The organism is Thioalkalivibrio sp. ALE10, assembly GCF_000381385.1.
Taxonomy (GTDB): domain Bacteria; phylum Pseudomonadota; class Gammaproteobacteria; order Ectothiorhodospirales; family Ectothiorhodospiraceae; genus Thioalkalivibrio.
In genome coordinates, this window is the sequence record NZ_KB906452.1 from 1 (window position 1) to 17,016 (window position 17,016).

General features: G+C 66.4%; 15 protein-coding genes. 6 read left to right on the forward strand and 9 right to left on the reverse strand.

Annotated elements, in window-relative coordinates:
- The 3 genes from F788_RS0106430 to F788_RS13925 form a co-directional block, all read right to left on the reverse strand.
- Positions 1–195 (reverse strand): helix-turn-helix domain-containing protein (locus F788_RS0106430; protein ID WP_198004415.1); only part of this gene is annotated, 195 nt, incomplete at its 3' end.
- A gap of 291 nt (positions 196–486) precedes the next feature.
- Entirely contained in the window at positions 487–849 is a 363-nt protein-coding gene (locus tag F788_RS13920) for a hypothetical protein (protein WP_155984432.1), read from the reverse strand.
- The gene (locus tag F788_RS13925) at positions 846–1,286 is read right to left on the reverse strand and encodes a hypothetical protein (protein ID WP_155984433.1); all 441 of its coding nucleotides are present in this window, start codon (positions 1,284–1,286) and stop codon (positions 846–848) included. The genes F788_RS13920 and F788_RS13925 overlap by 4 nt, the downstream gene beginning before the upstream one ends.
- 192 nt (positions 1,287–1,478) lie before the next feature.
- Here F788_RS13925 and F788_RS0106435 point away from each other — a divergent pair, with 192 nt between their 5' ends.
- Positions 1,479–2,867, forward strand: coding sequence for an integron integrase (locus F788_RS0106435; protein ID WP_304412333.1), 1,389 nt, complete (start codon positions 1,479–1,481; stop codon positions 2,865–2,867).
- Between the two features lie 96 nt (positions 2,868–2,963).
- On the opposite strand, the gene F788_RS0106440 is transcribed toward F788_RS0106435, so the two are convergent.
- Positions 2,964–4,202 (reverse strand): ribonucleotide-diphosphate reductase subunit beta, encoded by a 1,239-nt coding sequence (locus tag F788_RS0106440; RefSeq protein WP_019589655.1) that lies wholly within the window; start codon positions 4,200–4,202, stop codon positions 2,964–2,966.
- A 63-nt stretch (positions 4,203–4,265) separates the two neighbouring features.
- A complete protein-coding gene (locus tag F788_RS0106445) occupies positions 4,266–7,166 on the reverse strand; it encodes a ribonucleoside-diphosphate reductase subunit alpha (RefSeq protein WP_019589656.1) in 2,901 nt (966 codons plus the stop codon).
- Between the two features lie 349 nt (positions 7,167–7,515).
- Between F788_RS0106445 and trxB the strand changes: the two genes are divergently transcribed.
- The 3 genes from trxB (at position 7,516) to aat (ending at position 11,074) form a co-directional block, all read left to right on the forward strand.
- Positions 7,516–8,559, forward strand: coding sequence for a thioredoxin-disulfide reductase (gene trxB / locus F788_RS0106450; protein WP_019589657.1), 1,044 nt, complete (start codon positions 7,516–7,518; stop codon positions 8,557–8,559).
- A 13-nt stretch (positions 8,560–8,572) separates the two neighbouring features.
- Positions 8,573–9,859 (forward strand): GNAT family N-acetyltransferase, encoded by a 1,287-nt coding sequence (locus F788_RS0106455; protein ID WP_019589658.1) that lies wholly within the window; start codon positions 8,573–8,575, stop codon positions 9,857–9,859.
- Positions 9,860–10,324: 465 nt separating this feature from the next.
- Positions 10,325–11,074 carry a leucyl/phenylalanyl-tRNA--protein transferase gene (gene aat / locus F788_RS0106460; RefSeq protein WP_019589659.1) on the forward strand — a complete coding sequence of 250 codons (750 nt, stop codon included), beginning with the start codon at positions 10,325–10,327 and terminating at the stop codon, positions 11,072–11,074.
- 15 nt (positions 11,075–11,089) lie between these two features.
- Here the strand turns inward: aat and F788_RS0106465 are convergent, their stop codons facing one another.
- On the reverse strand, positions 11,090–11,716 hold the full coding sequence (locus F788_RS0106465) for a hypothetical protein (RefSeq protein WP_019021931.1): 627 nt from the start codon (positions 11,714–11,716) through the stop codon (positions 11,090–11,092).
- A 152-nt stretch (positions 11,717–11,868) separates the two neighbouring features.
- On the opposite strand from F788_RS0106465, the gene gloA reads away from it, so the two are divergent.
- Together gloA and F788_RS0106475 are read left to right on the forward strand one after the other, a co-directional pair.
- Positions 11,869–12,369: a lactoylglutathione lyase gene (gloA, locus tag F788_RS0106470; protein WP_019589660.1), complete on the forward strand. Its 501-nt coding sequence runs from the start codon at positions 11,869–11,871 to the stop codon at positions 12,367–12,369.
- 100 nt (positions 12,370–12,469) lie between these two features.
- Positions 12,470–15,697, forward strand: a complete 3,228-nt coding sequence (locus tag F788_RS0106475; RefSeq protein WP_019589661.1) for an error-prone DNA polymerase — start codon at positions 12,470–12,472, stop codon at positions 15,695–15,697.
- 8 nt (positions 15,698–15,705) lie between these two features.
- Here the strand turns inward: F788_RS0106475 and F788_RS0106480 are convergent, their stop codons facing one another.
- Genes F788_RS0106480 through sufT form a run of 3 tightly spaced genes read right to left on the reverse strand, consistent with a single transcriptional unit; the run spans position 15,706 to position 16,994 of the window.
- The gene (locus F788_RS0106480; RefSeq protein ID WP_019589662.1) at positions 15,706–16,101 is read right to left on the reverse strand and encodes an iron-sulfur cluster assembly accessory protein; all 396 of its coding nucleotides are present in this window, start codon (positions 16,099–16,101) and stop codon (positions 15,706–15,708) included.
- Positions 16,102–16,128: 27 nt separating this feature from the next.
- Positions 16,129–16,449, reverse strand: coding sequence for a non-heme iron oxygenase ferredoxin subunit (locus F788_RS0106485; RefSeq protein WP_019589663.1), 321 nt, complete (start codon positions 16,447–16,449; stop codon positions 16,129–16,131).
- Complete coding sequence (gene sufT / locus F788_RS0106490; RefSeq protein WP_018870138.1) at positions 16,449–16,994, reverse strand: putative Fe-S cluster assembly protein SufT; 546 nt, start codon at positions 16,992–16,994, stop codon at positions 16,449–16,451. The genes F788_RS0106485 and sufT overlap by 1 nt, the downstream gene beginning before the upstream one ends.
- Between the last annotated feature and the right edge of the window lie 22 nt (positions 16,995–17,016).

The following is a 17,016-nucleotide window of genomic DNA, read 5'->3' on the forward strand; positions in this document are numbered from 1 at the left end:
CGTCGTGTGCATCGTCTTCGGACGATGGGTCCGGTCTTCCACCTCGGTGCGCCGGCGGCGCCACTTGCGCACCGTCATGCGACTGATGCCGTAGCGCCGGGCCAGTTCCGGGTCGCTGACGCCGGCCGGCGCCTCCTGCAGTTCCTGCCGGATCCGGGGTGTGGTGCGGGCGTTGGAATGGATCGTACTCGCCATGCGGTCAGCCTCCCGTTCGCTCATCGGGCACAATACTCATCCACTCCCGGGCATGAAACAGGGGTGCCTTCTCTCGCGGTATGCAATCAGACGAGACCTGACATTTAGGTCAGATGTGCGATGGGTGCTGCGTTAAATTCGATTTCCCCAGTCGGATTTGCACGCGCCATGTCCATCGCCAAATACGAAATGAATCGACATCGTTTAGATCGCGCATAACGCAGCCAGCACGCGCGACTGCGGAATGGAGGCGAAGCCGCAACGTAGTAGGCGTCGCCGTGCCTGGCCTTGTTAAAAATTATCAGGAGTAAAAGCTTGCCAACTTCTTGATTGGATTAAAACGGCAGCCCTATTTGAGCGCCCCCAAATAGCACTATCTTTACCCCAATAGAAAAAGTGTGTTTTGCTTCCATTTTTATTTTCTCGAGTTTTATCACGACCACGTTTAGTGTAAAGAACAACTAGATCACCTTCAGATACATCTTTGTCAGGAAACCAATACGCGTCTTCTACCTCATTTGTGACCGACTCGTCCGCGTATCCCGTAGAAAGCAGGACGTAAGCTCCAATATCTATATTGCCTTTAACCCTAGCAACAACCCTTTCATTGGAAATCTCACCTAGCTCCTTTATTGCGATAATTTTTGCACTCATAAACGAACCACCTTAGCCCAAATTCCTGCAACGACTAAAATTCCGCCAAAAACTGCGACAATGGCTGCGGTGGTGACATCCTTTGATAAAGAAGGGACGTATCCTAATGCCGCCGCCCCGACAACAAGGCAACTATTAGAAATAATTTCTTGAGAGAGAACTCTTCTGTGGCGCTCCTCAAAGATTGATGCTTTTTTGTCAGCTTCGTGAAACTGCTCCCTGTAATAATCGAGATCTTGATTCTCGTCCTCTAATCTCTCCACTTCGTCGATGAGCAGTTTTTGAACCGCTGATGAGCCTAGCTCTTCGTCACTCAGCTCTCTCCTAGCTGCAGAAAGTGACCTTCGCAACCTCTTTTTCTTTGAAGTCGTCGGTACCGGTACGTCTTCGTTACCAACCAAATCTGAATCTACATCCTGAGTGTCATCTGTTGCCATATTAAATCCTGATTAGTGGCGGCCAGCATTGGATCCTATATTTTTAACAGTAGATTAGACAGAATCTGTCATATTGGTGATATGCAGAATCTGTATAGCACCTGATTCTCGCAGCGCCGGCCCTTGCTCTGGCAGCCGCTGTTCCTGCAGCATACCCCTGAGCGAATCATGGATAAACAAGGAGGTCGGCGGATGGCGACAGGAAGTCGTGCCGAAAGGGAGCGCCGTTTCTGGGAGCGATACCGGAATGTGGCGATTTCTCAAGGGGTTAAGCCAAAGGCGGTACGCTGGTACGTAGTCCGGGCGGAACGGTTTATCGCGGCGTATCCCGGTCGTCGCCTGGCGGAACTCGGGGCGGAGGACATCGCTCAGTATCTGACCAGCGAGGAGCAGAAAGCGTCGGTGCAGGGCTGGCAGTTCCGACAGACCGTCGATGCTATACGGATTCTGTATAGCATCGTGAAGCCAGAATGGACGACACCGCCGGACTGGGACTTCTGGCTGGATTCGGCGCGCACGCTGGAGGCGCAACATGCCACGACGGCACGGGAGTTTGCGCCGGTTTCGCCGGAAGATTACGCACAACGAGTTGGCGAGACGCGCTTTACTCCGCTCATCCGCAAGCATCTTGATCTCTTTGCACGGCTGGCCTCGGCCATTCGTACACGGGGTATGGCGTTCCGCACGGAGAAGGCCTATCTCGGCTGGGCCTGTCGCTTTCTTTGGCATTTCGAGGAGCGGTCCCCGGATGAGCTTGGCGGTGCGGAAGTGGCTGCGTTTCTGGAACATTTGGTAGTGGAACGGAATGTCGCGGCCAGCACCCAGAACCAGGCGCTCAATGCGCTGGTGTTCCTTTACGAGAAGGTGCTGGAGAAACCCCTGGGTGATCTGGGAGCGTTCAGGCGGTCTCGTCGGCCAAAACGGTTGCCGGTGGTTCTTTCGCGCGACGAGGTCAACCGTCTGCTGGCGGAGCTCGATGGCATGCACTGGCTCATCGCCTCCCTGCTCTACGGTTCGGGCATGCGGCTGATGGAGGCGCTTCGTCTGCGCGTCCAGGATGTGGAGTTCGATCAGGGGCTGATCGTGGTGCGGCGAGGCAAGGGCGACAAGGATCGTATCGTCCCGTTGCCGCAATCGCTGCTCGATCCACTTTCGAGGCATCTCGAGGAGGCCCGGGCACTGCATCAACGAGACCTGGATGCCGGTTTCGGGGAGGCCCTGCTTCCGGACGCCCTGGCCCGCAAGTACCCCGCGGCAGCGCGGGAGTGGCGCTGGCAGTTCGTGTTTCCGAGCGGACGGCTTTCCGTGGACCCGCGAAGCGGTGCAACGCGTCGGCATCACCTGCACGAGACGGCCGTGCAAAAGGCGGTGACGTCTGCGGCCCGACGGGCGGGTATCGCAAAGAAGGCGAGCTGCCACACCTTGCGCCACAGTTTTGCCACACATCTGCTTGAGGGCGGTTACGACATCCGCACGGTGCAGGAATTGCTGGGCCACAGCGATGTGTCCACGACCCAGATTTACACGCACGTGCTGAACCGGGGCGGCCTGGCGGTGCGCAGCCCGCTGGACCTGGCGTAACGTTCCACAAAAAAGGGCGCCGACTTTCGGCGCCCTCTTCTGTTGCTGCATGGCCATTTCCCTGGCTCCGCTTCTGTGGGTCTCGGCCTCGCCGGGTCAGTCCCAGCTCAGCGCGCCCCCGGTCTGGTATTCCGTTACCCGGGTCTCGAAGAAGTTCTTCTCCTTCTTCAGGTCGAGCACTTCGCTCATCCAGGGGAACGGGTTGTCGGCGCCGGGGTACAGTTCGGCCAGGCCGATCTGGGCGCAGCGGCGGTTGGCGATGAAGTGCAGGTACTCCTCGAACATGGGCGCGTTCATGCCGAGCACGCCGCGGGGCATGGTGTCGCGGGCGTACTGGGCTTCCAGTTCCACCGCGTCGGCGATCATGTTGCGCATTTCGTTCTTGAAGTCTTCGGTCCACAGGTGCGGGTTCTCGACCTTGATCTGGTTGATCACGTCGATGCCGAAGTTCATGTGCATGGATTCGTCGCGCAGGATGTACTGGAACTGCTCGGCCACGCCGGTCATCTTGTTGCGCCGGCCCATGGAGAGGATCTGCACGAAGCCCACGTAGAAGAAGATGCCCTCGAAGATCACGTAGAAGGCGATCAGTTCGCGCAGCAGCTTCTGGTCGTTCTCGGGGGTGCCGGTGCGGAAGTTCGGGTCGGCCAGGTGCTTGGTGAACGGCAGGGCCCACTCCGCCTTGGTAGCCACCGAGGGGACCTCGCGGTACATGTTGAAGATCTCGCCTTCATCCAGGCCCAGGCTTTCCACGCAGTACTGGTAGGCGTGGGTGTGCAGCGCTTCCTCGAAGGCCTGGCGCAGCAGGTACTGGCGGCACTCGGGGTTGGTGATGTGGCGGTACACGGCCAGCACCAGGTTGTTGGCCACCAGCGAGTCGGCGGTGGAGAAGAAGCCGAGGTTGCGCTTGACGATGGTGCGCTCGTCCTCAGTTAATCCATTCGGGTCCTTCCACAGGGCGATGTCCGCGTTCATGTTGATTTCCTGCGGCATCCAGTGGTTGGCGCAGCCGTCCAGGTACTTCTGCCACGCCCACTGATACTTGAACGGCACCAGCTGGTTGAGGTCGGCGTTGCAGTTGATGATCTGCTTGTCGTCCACGCGGATGCGGTCGGCACCCATCTCGATGTCTTCGAGGCCGGTGCCGGTCAGGGCTTCTTCATCGTAATCGGGCGCGGGGCCGCCGGCGTTCTCCGGTTCGGGCGAGACGCTGGGGGCGGCCCCGGCGGTGGTCATCAGGTCTTCGTTTTCCTGGAAGCCCATGCCCGGACGGACCTTGGGTTCCTGCTGGTTTTCGCCCTTGATGGCGGCGATCGGATCGTCCCAGGACAGCATGTGCGTTCTCCTTGTCGATTCGGTGTTACGTGTTCGGTGTTCGGTTGAGGTCGGAGGCCTGCCTTACTGGCAGGCCTCGCAGTCGGGGTCGAGTACGGAGCAGGCGGCCGGGGCATCGGAGCCCGCGGCGCTGTCACCGGGGCCGCCGCTCACGGCGTTGAGCTTGTTGGCGCGCGAGGAGTCGGCGACGGTGCTCTTCTCCACGTGGGTCGCACCCATGGAGCGCAGGTAGTAGGTGGTCTTGAGACCGCGCACCCAGGCCAGCTTGTACAGGGCGTCCAGCTTGGGCCCGGAGGGCTCGGCCATGTACAGGTTCAGGCTCTGCGCCTGGTCGATCCACTTCTGCCGGCGCGAGGCGGCCTCGACCAGCCAGCGGGTGTCCAGCTCGAAGGCGGTGGCGTACAGCGCCTTGAGGTCTTCGGGCACGCGGTCCAGCGGCTGCACCGAGCCGTCGTAGTACTTGAGGTCGTTGACCATCACCTCGTCCCACAGGCCGCGGTCCTTCAGGTCGTGGACCAGGTAGGGGTTGATGACGGTGAACTCGCCCGACAGGTTCGATTTGACGAACAGGTTCTGGTAGGTCGGCTCGATCGACTGGCTGACCCCGCAGATGTTGGAGATGGTCGCGGTGGGCGCGATGGCCATGGTGTTGGAGTTGCGCATGCCCATGGTCTTCACGCGCTCGCGCAGGCTCTCCCAGTCCATGCGCTGGGTGCGGTCCATCTGCAGGTAGTCACCGCGCGACTCGGCCAGCTTGTCGATCGAGTCGATCGGCAGGATGCCCTGGCTCCACAGGCTGCCGGGGAAGCTCTCGTAGCGGCCGCGTTCCTCGGCCAGGTCGGTGGAGGCCTTGATGGAGTACCAGGAGATGGCCTCCATGGACGTGTCGGCGAACTCCACGGCTTCTTCCGAGGCGTACGGGATGCGCTGCAGGTACAGGGCGTCCTGGAAGCCCATCACGCCCAGACCCACCGGGCGATGGCGCAGGTTGGAGCGCCGCGCCTGGGGCACGGAGTAGTAGTTGTAGTCGATCACGTTGTCGAGCATGCGCATGGCCGTGTTCACGGTCTTCTCGAGCTTGGCGTGATCGAACTGGCCGTTCTCGTCCACGTGCGCGGCCAGGTTGACCGAGCCCAGGTTGCACACCGCGATCTCGTCGTCCGAGGTGTTCAGGGTGATCTCGGTGCACAGGTTGGAGCTGTGGACCACGCCGGCGTGCTGCTGCGGGCTGCGCAGGTTGCACGGGTCCTTGAAGGTCATCCACGGATGGCCGGTCTCGAACAGCATGCCGAGCATCTTGCGCCACAGGTCGACCGCGTTGAGGGTCTTGTACACCTTGATCTCGCCGCGCGCGGCCTTCTCTTCGTACTCGCAGTAGCGCTTCTCGAACTCCTCGCCCACCAGGTCGTGCAGGTCGGGGGTCTCGTTGGGCGAGAACAGGGTCCACTGGCCCTCCTCGGCCACGCGCTTCATGAACAGGTCCGGGATCCAGTTGGCGCTGTTCATGTCGTGGGTGCGGCGGCGGTCGTCGCCGGTGTTCTTGCGCAGCTCGATGAACTCCTCGACATCGATGTGCCAGGTCTCGAGGTAGGCGCACACCGCGCCCTTGCGCTTGCCGCCCTGGTTCACGGCCACGGCGGTGTCGTTGGCCACCTTGAGGAACGGGACCACGCCCTGGGACTTGCCGTTGGTGCCCTTGATATGGGCGCCCATGCCGCGCACGCGGGTCCAGTCGTTGCCCAGCCCGCCGGCAAACTTGGACAGCAGCGCGTTGTCGCGGACGGCGCTGTAGATGCCGTCGAGGTCGTCCGGCACGCTGGTCAGGTAGCAGCTGGAGAGCTGCGGGCGCAGGGTGCCGGAGTTGAACAGCGTCGGCGTGGAGCTCATGAAGTCGAAGCTGGACAGCAGCTCGTAGAACTCGATGGCGCGCGCCTCGCGATCGATCTCGTTGATCGCCAGACCCATGGCCACGCGCATGAAGAACGCCTGCGGCAGTTCGAAGCGCACCTCGTCGCTGTGGATGAAGTAGCGGTCATACAGGGTCTGCAGGCCGAGATAGGTGAACTGCAGGTCGCGCTCGGGCTTGAGCGCGGCGCCCAGCTTGTCGAGGTCGTAGCGGGTCAGCTCGTCGTCCACCAGCTCGAGCTCGGCGGCGCGGCGGATATAGGCGCCGAAGTACTCCGGATAGCGCTCGGCGAGCTGCGCCTGGGTGGCCTCCTCGCGGCGGCCGGAGACAAAGCTCAGGGCCTCGCGCCGCAGGTTGTCCAGCAGCAGGCGGGCGGTAACCTCGGAGTAGTTGGGCTCCTGTTCGATCATTACGCGCGCGGCCATCACCAGCGCGGTGCCCACGTCCTTCTCGTGCACGCCGTCGAACAGGTTGCGGCGCGCTTCCTTGAGGATGCGCTCGCCTTCCACCTGGTCGATGCCGTCGCAGGCCTCGTCGACCACCGCCTTGAGGCGCTGCTCGTCCAGCGGCGAGCGGGTGCCGTCGGCGCGGGTCACGTGGACCACCGGCGCCTCGGCCTCCTCCGCCGGACCCTGCTCGGCGGCCTCGGCGGCGCGCTTCTGCGCCTGCTGCTCGCGGTACAGCACGTAGGCGCGGGCCACCTTGTGATGGCCGCCGCGCATCAGCGCCAGTTCCACCTGATCCTGGATGTCCTCGATGTGGACGGTGGTGCCCTGGGTGCCGGCGCGGCGGAACAGGTTGTCGCTCACCTGCGCGGACAGCTCCTTGACGATGTCGTGGATGCGCCGGCTGGCCGCGGCGTTGCCGCCTTCCACCGCGAGGAAGGCCTTGGTGATGGCGACCTCGATCTTGGCCGGGTCAAAGCTGGTGACCTTGCCGTTGCGGCGGATCACCTGATGCTGGCCGGGGCTGGTGGCCATCACTTCCGCCGAGGGCTCGGACTGCGGCGGATAGGTCGTGTCCTGTGCGGATTCGGCAGTCTGGGTGTCGCTGTACATGGGGGCAGGCCTCGCGCGAAACGGTCATCTGGAAAAATCTGGGGTCATCGCCCGGCGATGACGTGGAATACTATAGATCGGGGATCGAGCTCTTGCCAGCCACTACATATAGTACTCGGCGAAATAACAAGCGGGGAACAACCTGTGGACAACTTAGGGGATTCGGCGTCCTGCCGCGGCTGGCGCGAGGGCCGCGGTTGTCCACCGGCGGCCCCATGTAGTGATGGCCCGGGGTCACGATCGGGGCGGAACGGGTTCATGAAATTCGCTTATCGCAACGGGTGTTGGACAAGCCTGCCCCGCGCCCCAATAATCCCGCCCATACAACCGATTTCATGGAGCGAGCAAAATGAGTGACGAGAAGCAGCCCGCGGGCATCATGGCCGCCACCGGGGCGGTGCAGGTTTCCTCCGAGAGCGACGAAGCCGCCAGCAAGTCCGGCGGGAACGAGCGCCATTGCCCGCTGCTGATCCTGGGCTCCGGCCCGGCCGGCTGGACCGCCGCGGTGTACGCCGCCCGCGCCAACCTCAACCCGGTCGTCGTCACCGGTCTGGAACAGGGCGGCCAGCTGATGACCACCACCGACGTGGACAACTGGCCGGGCGACGACGCCGGCGTGCAGGGCCCCGAGCTGATGGAGCGCATGAAGAAGCACGCCGAACGCTTCGACACCACGGTGATCAACGATCACATCCATACCGTGGACGTGAACCAGCGCCCGTTCCGCCTGACCGGCGACCAGGCCACCTACACCGCCGATGCCCTGATCATCTCCACCGGCGCCTCGGCGCAGTACCTGGGTCTGGAGTCGGAAACGACCTTCGCCGGCAAGGGCGTGTCCGCCTGCGCGACCTGCGACGGCTTCTTCTACCGCAACCAGAAGGTGGCGGTCATCGGCGGCGGCAACACCGCCGTGGAAGAGGCGCTGTACCTGTCCAACATCGCCTCCGAGGTGACCCTGGTGCACCGGCGCGATGCCCTGCGCGCGGAGAAGATCCTGCAGGACAAGCTGTTCGAGAAGGAAAAGAACGGCAACGTGAACATCGAGTGGAACCACAACCTCGACGAGATCCTCGGCGACCAGACCGGCGTGACCGGCGCGCGCCTGAAGCACGCGCAAAGCGGCGAGACCAAGGAGCTCGACGTGATGGGCGTGTTCATCGCCATCGGCCACAAGCCCAACACCGACATCTTCCAGGGCCAGCTGGACATGGAGAACGGCTACATCAAGGTGAAGGGCGGCCAGGACGGTGGCGCCACCGCCACCATCGTGCCGGGCGTGTTCGCCGCGGGCGACGTGATGGACCACATCTACCGCCAGGCCGTGACCTCCGCGGGCACCGGCTGCATGGCCGCCCTGGACGCGGAGAAATACCTCGACGAGCAGCTGTGACGCGGACACGGCGGTGAGCGAGGAGCACTCGTCCGACGATCCCGGGACCCCGGGCGCGGAAGCCCGTGCAGCGACCGGTGAAGACGGCCCGCCCGCCGGGGTGGACGAGCGCATCGAGCTGCGCGACGGGCTGGGCGAGCTCGACCCCGCCGCGTGGGATGCCCTCACCGGCGGACGCGAGCCGTTTCTGCGCCATGCCTTCCTCGAGGGGCTGGAACGCCACGAGTGCCTGGGACGGGCCTATGGCTGGTTCCCCCAGCACGTGCTGATCTTCCACGACGACGCGCTGGTGGCCGCCGCCCCCGCCTACGCCAAGACCAACAACTACGGCGAGTTCGTCTTCGACTTCGCCTGGGAAGGGGCCTGGCAGCGCCAGGGCCTGCAGTATTACCCCAAGCTGGTGGTCGCGGTGCCCTACACCCCGGCCACCGGTCCCCGTCTGCTGGTACACCCCGAGGCCCCCGACCCGGACCGCCTGCGCCGTCAGCTGCTGCGCGCGCTGGTCTCGCGCGGGCGCGAACTGGAGGCCTCCGGGGTCCACGTGCTGTTCCCCGAGTCCGCCGACCGCGAAGCGCTGGCCCCGCTGGGGCTGCCCGAGCGCATGGGCTGCCAGTACCACTGGACCAACGCCGCGGACGGCGGCTATGCCGATTTCGATGCCTTTCTCGCCGCGCTGTCGTCGAAAAAGCGCAAGAACATCAAGCGCGAACGCCGGCGCGTCGCGGAAGCCGGCATCACCTTCCGTACCGTCACCGGAGCCACCGGCTCGCCGGAGGACTGGGCGCGCTTCCATCGCTTCTACGTGGACACCTTCGAGAAGCACATGGGCATCCCCACGCTCACCGAGGCGTTCTTCGTGGAGACGGCCGCCGCACTGGGCGATCAGGTGGTGCTGTTCGAGGCCCGCCGCCCGGAGAATGGCGATGGTGAGGATGGCGACGGCGAGACCATCGCCGCCGCGCTGTGCTACCGCAGCCACGACACCCTGTACGGGCGCTTCTGGGGCGCCACCGAGGAGCTGGACGCCCTGCATTTCGAGACCTGCTACTACCAGGGCATCGAGTTCTGCATCCGCGAAGGGCTCACGCGCTTCGAGCCCGGCGCCCAGGGCGAGCACAAGATCCCGCGCGGCTTCCTGCCCACGCCCACCTGGTCGATCCACGCGATCCTGACCCCGGGCTTCGACGGGCCGGTGCGCGATTTCTGCGAACGCGAGGCGGACCTGATGCGCAGCCACTGCGAGCGCCTGCACGAGCATTCGCCCTATCGCCAGGGAGAATCCGGCCATGCCCCCGGTTAACCCCGCGATCCATCCCGTATCCGCAGGAGGCCAGCCCCTGGCCGACCCGGCGCAGGAGATTGCCCGAACGCACAATCGGCCGGAGGGCCGGCCTCCTACCGGCGGCAGGGTTCGCCCCGCCGTAGGAGGCCAGCCCCTGGCCGATCCGGCGCAAGAGATTGCCCGAACGCACAATCGGCCGGAGGGCCGGCCTCCCACCGGGGGCAGGGTTCGCCCCGTCGTAGGAGGCCAGCCCCTGGCCGATCCGGCGCAGGAGACAGCCCGAACGCACAATCGGCCGGAGGGCCGGCCTCCCACCGGGGGCAGGGTTCGCCCCGTCGTAGGAGGCCAGCCCCTGGCCGATCCGGCGCAAGAGATTGCCCGAACGCACAATCGGCCGGAGGGCCGGCCTCCCACCGTCGTAGGAGGCCAGCCCTCTGGCCGATCCGGCGCTGGCCGATCCGGCACCGACCAACCAGGCGCCGCATGAGCCCCCGCAGCCCCATCACCCTCCCTTGGCTGGACCCGGATCACCCGGAGGCGCCGTTCCCGCCGGCGGAGACCGCGCTGGACGAGCCCAACGGCCTGCTCGCCGCCGGCGGCGATCTCTCCGTGCCGCGCCTGGTCAACGCCTACCGCAGCGGGATCTTCCCCTGGTTCGAGGCCGGCCAGCCGATCCTGTGGTGGAGCCCCGACCCGCGCGCGGTGCTGGAACCCGGCGCCTTCCGCATCCGGCGCTCGCTGCGCAAGACCCTGCGCAACGCCGGCTACACCGTCACCTTCGACCGCGCCTTCGAGCGCGTGATCGCCGGCTGTGCCGGGCCGCGCGCCCGCTCCGCCGGCACCTGGATCACCCAGAGCATGCAGGAGGCCTATACCGCGCTGCATCGCGTGGGCCATGCGCATTCGGTGGAGGTGTGGGACGGCCCGCGGCTGATCGGCGGGCTCTACGGGATGGCCGCGGGCCGGCTGTTCTGCGGCGAGTCCATGTTCAGCCTCGAGCGCGACGCCTCGAAGATTGCCCTCGCCTGGCTGTGCCGCCACATGGTGGCCCGGGACTGGCCGCTGATCGACACCCAGATGGCCACCGAACACCTGGTGAACCTGGGCGCGATCGAACTCCCGCGCGACACGTTCCTGCGCCGGATCCGCCCCCTGGTCGCCGACCGGACCGTGCCGCCGCCGGGCCCCTGGACGCTCGACCCGGACCTGCATCCGCTGGACCCGGAGTGGTAGACCCCGGGCAGACCGTCACTGGCGACAAAACGGCCCCACCTGCCAGAACCGCCGGCAGCGGAACTCGGACTCGCAGCTCTCCAGCTGGCTCGCATAGCGACTGGCGCGGTCACGCACCTGACGCGCGGCGCGCTGCACCCCGGGCTTGCCGCGATAGCTGCCGCGGTTATAGCCGCCCTGCCCCTCGTGGTAGGCGAGATACAGGTGCTCCGGGTTATGCAGGGAAACCCCGGTCATGCGCCGGGTGCGCTCGTTGTACCAGCCGATGAAGTCGGTCGCGTGCTTCATGTGCGTGCGCCGGGCGAAGCGGCTGCCGGCGTCCTCGCGGTATTCGCCCCAGACGGGGTCCTGGGCCTGGGCATAGCCATAGGCCGAGGACGGCCGGCGCCACGGGATGATCCCCAGCAGGCGCTCGCGCGGCGGGCGCACGTGGCTGCGGAACGAGGACTCCTGCTGGATGATCGCCATCTGCGTGGCAATGGGAGTGCCCCATTGCTCCTGGGAGTCCAGGGCGTAGTCGTACCAGCGCGGTTCCTCGCGGAAGATCTCGCAGATGTTGCTCTGATCCTGCGGCGGCGAGGGCGAGAGCATCGCGCAGCCGCTGGCCGTCAGCACCAGGGCCAGCAGGGCCAGGGCCCGCATTGCCAGTCGTGAGTTCACCCCGATCTCCGTATTCTTCCCTTGCGATCCGCGCAGTATAGGACAGCACGCACGGGCCGGGCAGTTGCGGGAGACGCCGGGGGCGTGTTCCATTCTCCCGACCCATCCCATTCGGCCGAACAAAGGATCCGCACATGAGCGACAACCCCACCGCAGGCTTCCGCTTCAACCACACCATGCTGCGCGTGAAGGACCCCGACGCGTCGCTGGATTTCTACCGCCGCGTGTTCGGCATGGAGCTGGTGAAGACCCTGGACTTCCCGGAATTCGAGTTCACGCTGTATTTCCTCGCGCGTCAGGACGACGACGAACCCGCGCCGCCGCAGGACGAGGGCGAACGCACCCGCTGGATGTTCAGCCAGCGCGGCATCCTCGAGCTGACCTACAACTACGGCACCGAGAAGGATCCGGACTTCCACTACCACGACGGCAACGCCGAACCGCAGGGCTTCGGCCACATCTGCTTCTCGGTGCCCGACCTGGACGCCGCCGTGCGCTGGTTCGACCAGAACGACGTGGAGTTCGTGAAGCGCCCCGACGAGGGCGGACTGAAGGACATCGCCTTCGTGAAGGACCTCGACGGCTACTGGATCGAGATCCTGGAGCCCGCGCGCCTCACCGGCCTGGGGCGCTGATCCCCCGCCCCATTTCCGAAGCCCCCTGACAGCCCTCGCCGTCCCCCGGATTCCGGGGGGCGGCTTGCTTCGCCCATGATACTGTACAAATATACAGTATATGGACGAACGCGCACCCGAAGCCGACACCGCCCCGGCCTTTGCCGAGCTGACGGCGCTGAGCAACTTCTCGTTCCTGCGCGGGGCCTCGCACCCGGAGGAGCTGGTGGAGCGCGCGGCGGCGCTGGGCTATCGCGCGCTGGCGCTGACCGACATCGCCTCGCTGGCGGGCCTGGTGCGCGCGCACGAGGCGGCGCAGCGCACCGGCGTGCACCTGATCGCCGGCGCCCGCCTGCGGCTGGCCGACGGCCCCGAACTGACCGTTCTGGTGCGCGAGCGCACGGGCTATGCCGCGCTGTGCCGGGTTATCAGCACCGCCCGCCGGGCCGCGGACAAGGGCGAGCATCACCTGACCCGGGCGGATCTGGAGGCGGTCCCGGAAGCCGAGCGCGCCGGCTGGCACGTGCTGCTGCATCTGTGGCCGGAATCCGGCACGGCCGATCCCGACGACGCAGCGGCCTGGCTGCGGGCATGGGCCCCGCCCGGGCAGGGGCATCTGGCGGTCGCGCTGCTGCGCACGCCCGGGGATCCGGCGCAGATCGCCCGGGCACGGCAGCTCGCGCAGGCACACGACCTGCCGGTGACGGCCTGCGGCGACGTGCACATGCATGCGCGCGGACGGCGCGCGCTGCAGGACGTGCTGACCGCGCTGCGCCACCGCTGTACCGTGGCACAGGCAGCCGACCGCCTGTTCCCCAACGGCGAACGCTGCCTGCGCCCGCGCGCGGATCTGGCCACGCTGTATCCGGCCGCCTGGCTGCATCATGCGGTCGCCATCGCGACCGACTGCCGCTTCTCCCTGGACGAACTCGAATACCACTACCCCACCGACCCGCTGCCACCCGGGCGCACGGCCACCGAGTACCTGCGCGAGGAGAGCCTGCGCGGGGCCCGCAAGCGCTGGCCCGACGGCATCCCGGAGCCGGTGCAGGCACAGATCGAGCGCGAGCTGGGCATCATCGCCGAACTGGGCTACGAGCCGTATTTCCTCACCGTGTACGACATCGTGCGCTTCGCGCGCAGCCGCGGGATCCTGTGCCAGGGCCGGGGTTCGGCGGCCAACTCGGCGGTGTGCTACGCGCTGGGCATCACCGCGGTGGATCCGTCGCGCTCGAGCATGCTGTTCGAGCGCTTCATCTCCGCCGAGCGCGGCGAGCCACCGGATATCGACGTCGACTTCGAGCACGAGCGCCGCGAGGAGGTGATCCAGTACATCTACCGGCGCTACGGCCGCGACCGCGCGGCACTGGCCTGCACCGTGATCCGCTACCGCCGCCGCAGCGCCCTGCGCGACGTGGGCCGGGCGCTGGGGCTCTCGCGCGCGCGACTGGACGCGCTGACGGCCAACCTCGCCTGGTGGGACGAGGGCATCCCGGCCGAACGCCTGCGCGAGGTCGGCCTGGAACCCGACGGCGCCCTGGCCCGCCAGTGGCAGGCCCTGACCGCCGAGCTGGTCGGCTTCCCGCGCCATCTGTCGCAGCACACCGGGGGCTTCGTGATCGCCGCCGGGCGGCTCGACGAGCTGGTGCCGATCGAGAACGCGGCGATGCCCGAACGCAGCGTGATCCAGTGGGACAAGGACGACCTCGACGCCGCCGGCCTGCTGAAGATCGACGTGCTGTCGCTGGGGATGCTCTCCTGCGTGCGCCGCGCGCTGGAGCTGATGCACCGGCACCGCGGCCGCGACTGGGGCCTGGCCGACATCCCGGCCGAGGACCCGGCGGTCTACGCGATGCTGCAGAAGGCCGACAGCCTGGGGGTGTTCCAGATCGAGTCGCGCGCGCAGATGAGCATGCTGCCGCGGCTGAAGCCGAAGAACTTCTACGACCTGGTGATCGAGATCGCCATCGTGCGTCCCGGCCCGATCCAGGGCGAGATGGTGCATCCCTATCTCAAGCGCCGGGCACACCCCGAGCGGGTGCGCTTCCCCAACGCGGAGATCGAACGGGTGCTGGGGCGCACCCTGGGCGTGCCCATCTTTCAGGAACAGGTGATCGAGCTGGCGATGGTGGCGGCCGGGTTCTCCGCCGGCGAGGCCGACGGGCTGCGCCGCTCCATCGGCGCCTGGCGCCGCCGCGGGGATCTCGGGCGCTGGCGCGAGCGGCTGCTGGAGGGGATGCGCGAGCGCGGCTATTCCGCCGAGTTCGCCGAGCGGCTGTATCGCCAGATCCTCGGCTTCGGCGAGTACGGCTTCCCCGAATCGCACTCCGCCAGCTTCGCGCTGATCACCTGGGTCTCGGCCTGGCTCAAGTGCTTCGAGCCGGCGATCTTCGCCTGTGCCCTGCTCAACAGCCAGCCGATGGGCTTCTACGGCCCGGCGCAGATCGTGGCCGATGCCCGCCGTCACGGCGTGGAGGTGCGCCCGGTGGACGTGAACCACAGCCAGCCGGAATGCAGCCTCGAGGCCGCCGGCGACTCACCGGATACGCCGGACGCGCCGGACGTGCCGGATGCCCCGCTGGCCCTGCGCCTGGGCTTCAACCGCGTCCAGGGCCTGCGTCGGGAGGTCGCCGAACGCATCCACGCGGCCCGCGCCGAGGGCCCGTTCAGCGACGTGCCCGAGCTGGTCGCACGCGCCCGGCTGAGCCGCGCCGAGGCCAGCCGGCTGGCACGCGCCGGGGCCCTGGCCGGGCTGGCCGGCAACCGCCACCAGGCGCGCTGGGCCGCCGATGCGGTGGAGGCCCCGCTGCCGCTGTTCGAGGGCCTGCCGCAACACGCCGAGCCCGCCGACGCCCCGCACGAGCCACGCGAGCCGCGCGAGCCGGGGCAGGCCGGGGACGACGCCCGCATGCCCCTGCTGCCGGTGCCCGACGCGGTGGACGACCTGGTCCAGGACTACGCCACCACCGGCCTCACGCTGGGGCCGCACCCGCTGGCCCTGCTGCGCCCGCAGCTCGAACGCCGGCGCCTGCCGGACTCCGCGACGCTTTCCGCGCGCCGGCGCCCCGGCCCGGCGCGCTACGCGGGTCTGGTGATCACCCGCCAGCGCCCGGGCTCGGCCAACGGCACGGTATTCCTGACCCTGGAGGACGAACACGGCACGCTGAACGTGATCGTCTGGCCCGACCGCGTGGAACGCTTCCGCCCCGAGGTCCTGCGCGGCCAGCTGCTGGAGATCGACGGCGAATGGCAATGGGCCGACGGCGTCGGCCACCTGGTCGCCCGCCGCCTCACCGACCGCAGCACCTGGCTGGGCGAGCTGGTCACCCGCTCCCGCGACTTCGGCTAACGGCCAGATCAGGAAGCGGCGGTATCCACGGAGAAACTCTCGCCACAGCCGCATTCGGCGGTGACGTTCGGGTTGTGGAAGACGATTTGCCGGGTCAGCCCCTCCGCCTGGAAGTCGATCTCCGTTCCGCGGATGAATTCGAAGCTCTTCGGGTCGACATGGACGTCGAGGCGTTCATCCACGCGGAACACCAGATCATCGGGTCGCGGCTCGCGGACCAGGTCCACCGAATACATCCACCCGGAGCACCCGGTGCGTTTCACTTCAACACGAAATCCGATGGCCTCGGGGTCACTCTCCATCTGCGCGAGGATGTGCCGGACCGCATCGTCGGTCGCGCGAATCCGGTCGCTCTCCGGAATGCGGGCGGTCTCGGCGGTCGCGTCGGCGATGTTCGAATTCATGGCTACACCTCTCTGGCGTGAAACGGGTCAATCCCAGCGGTCGTCACGGACCTCGACGCGCCCGTCGCGGACGCGCACCGGGAAACAGGTAAGTGGCTCCACCGCCGGGGCGGTGAGTGCACTGCCGTCGCGCAGACAGAACTCGGCACCGTGGTGCGGACACACCAGTCGGTCATCACGCAACTCACCCTCGGCGATCGGATATTCCTCGTGCGAGCACAGGTCCTCGATGGCGTAGAAGGACCCCTCCAGATTGAAGACCGCGATCGGGACATCGTCGACCTCCACCACCCGGCGCTCGCCCGGGGGGATGTCGTCCACGGCGGCTACATCGGCCCAGTCTTCCATCAGAACATCCCCGTTTCGAGACGCGCGGCCTCGCTCATCCGCGAGGCATCCCACGGTGGATCAAACACCATCTCGACCCCCGCCTGCTCGACGGTGGGAACCTCCATGATCCGCTGCCATACATCGTTGGCCAGCGTGTCCCCCATCCCGCAGCCGGGTGCGGTCAGCGTCATCTCGACCCACACGGAGCGCGAGCCGTCCTCCTCTTTCTCCACCGTGCAGGAGTAGATCAGCCCCAGTTCCACGATGTTGATGGGGATCTCCGGGTCGTAGCAGGTCCTCATCTGCTCCCACACCAGCTGCTCGACATCTTCGTCCGAGGCGTTTTCGGGCAGTTGCGGCGGCGGTGGCGGCGTTTTGCCCAGTGCATCCGCGTCTTCACCACTGATGCGAAACATCCGCCCCTGCGCGGTCACGGTGAAGGAGCCGCCGAGCGCCTGCATCAGGGCCACCTGGCTGCCTTCTCCGATCATCACCTTCTGGCCCGATGGCACCGCAACCGCCAGCGTGTCCCGCTCCAGTTTCACGATTTCCTGAGACGCCATCGTCATTCCTCCGAATGTTCGG

Bases quoted from the DNA above. Each gene is read 5' to 3' on its own strand.
- aat (WP_019589659.1), top strand. From the start codon at position 10,325: ATGAGCCCCCGCAGCCCCATCACCCTCCCTTGGCTGGACCCGGATCAC.
- gloA (WP_019589660.1), top strand. From the start codon at position 11,869: ATGAGCGACAACCCCACCGCAGGCTTCCGCTTCAACCACACCATGCTG.
- F788_RS13920 (WP_155984432.1), bottom strand. From the start codon at position 849: ATGAGTGCAAAAATTATCGCAATAAAGGAGCTAGGTGAGATTTCCAAT.
- F788_RS0106465 (WP_019021931.1), bottom strand. From the start codon at position 11,716: ATGCGGGCCCTGGCCCTGCTGGCCCTGGTGCTGACGGCCAGCGGCTGC.
- F788_RS0106475 (WP_019589661.1), top strand. From the start codon at position 12,470: ATGGACGAACGCGCACCCGAAGCCGACACCGCCCCGGCCTTTGCCGAG.
- F788_RS0106480 (WP_019589662.1), bottom strand. From the start codon at position 16,101: ATGAATTCGAACATCGCCGACGCGACCGCCGAGACCGCCCGCATTCCG.
- sufT (WP_018870138.1), bottom strand. From the start codon at position 16,994: ATGGCGTCTCAGGAAATCGTGAAACTGGAGCGGGACACGCTGGCGGTT.
- F788_RS0106440 (WP_019589655.1), bottom strand. From the start codon at position 4,202: ATGCTGTCCTGGGACGATCCGATCGCCGCCATCAAGGGCGAAAACCAG.
- F788_RS0106485 (WP_019589663.1), bottom strand. From the start codon at position 16,449: ATGGAAGACTGGGCCGATGTAGCCGCCGTGGACGACATCCCCCCGGGC.
- F788_RS0106435 (WP_304412333.1), top strand. From the start codon at position 1,479: ATGGCGACAGGAAGTCGTGCCGAAAGGGAGCGCCGTTTCTGGGAGCGA.
- trxB (WP_019589657.1), top strand. From the start codon at position 7,516: ATGAGTGACGAGAAGCAGCCCGCGGGCATCATGGCCGCCACCGGGGCG.
- F788_RS13925 (WP_155984433.1), bottom strand. From the start codon at position 1,286: ATGGCAACAGATGACACTCAGGATGTAGATTCAGATTTGGTTGGTAAC.
- F788_RS0106445 (WP_019589656.1), bottom strand. From the start codon at position 7,166: ATGTACAGCGACACCCAGACTGCCGAATCCGCACAGGACACGACCTAT.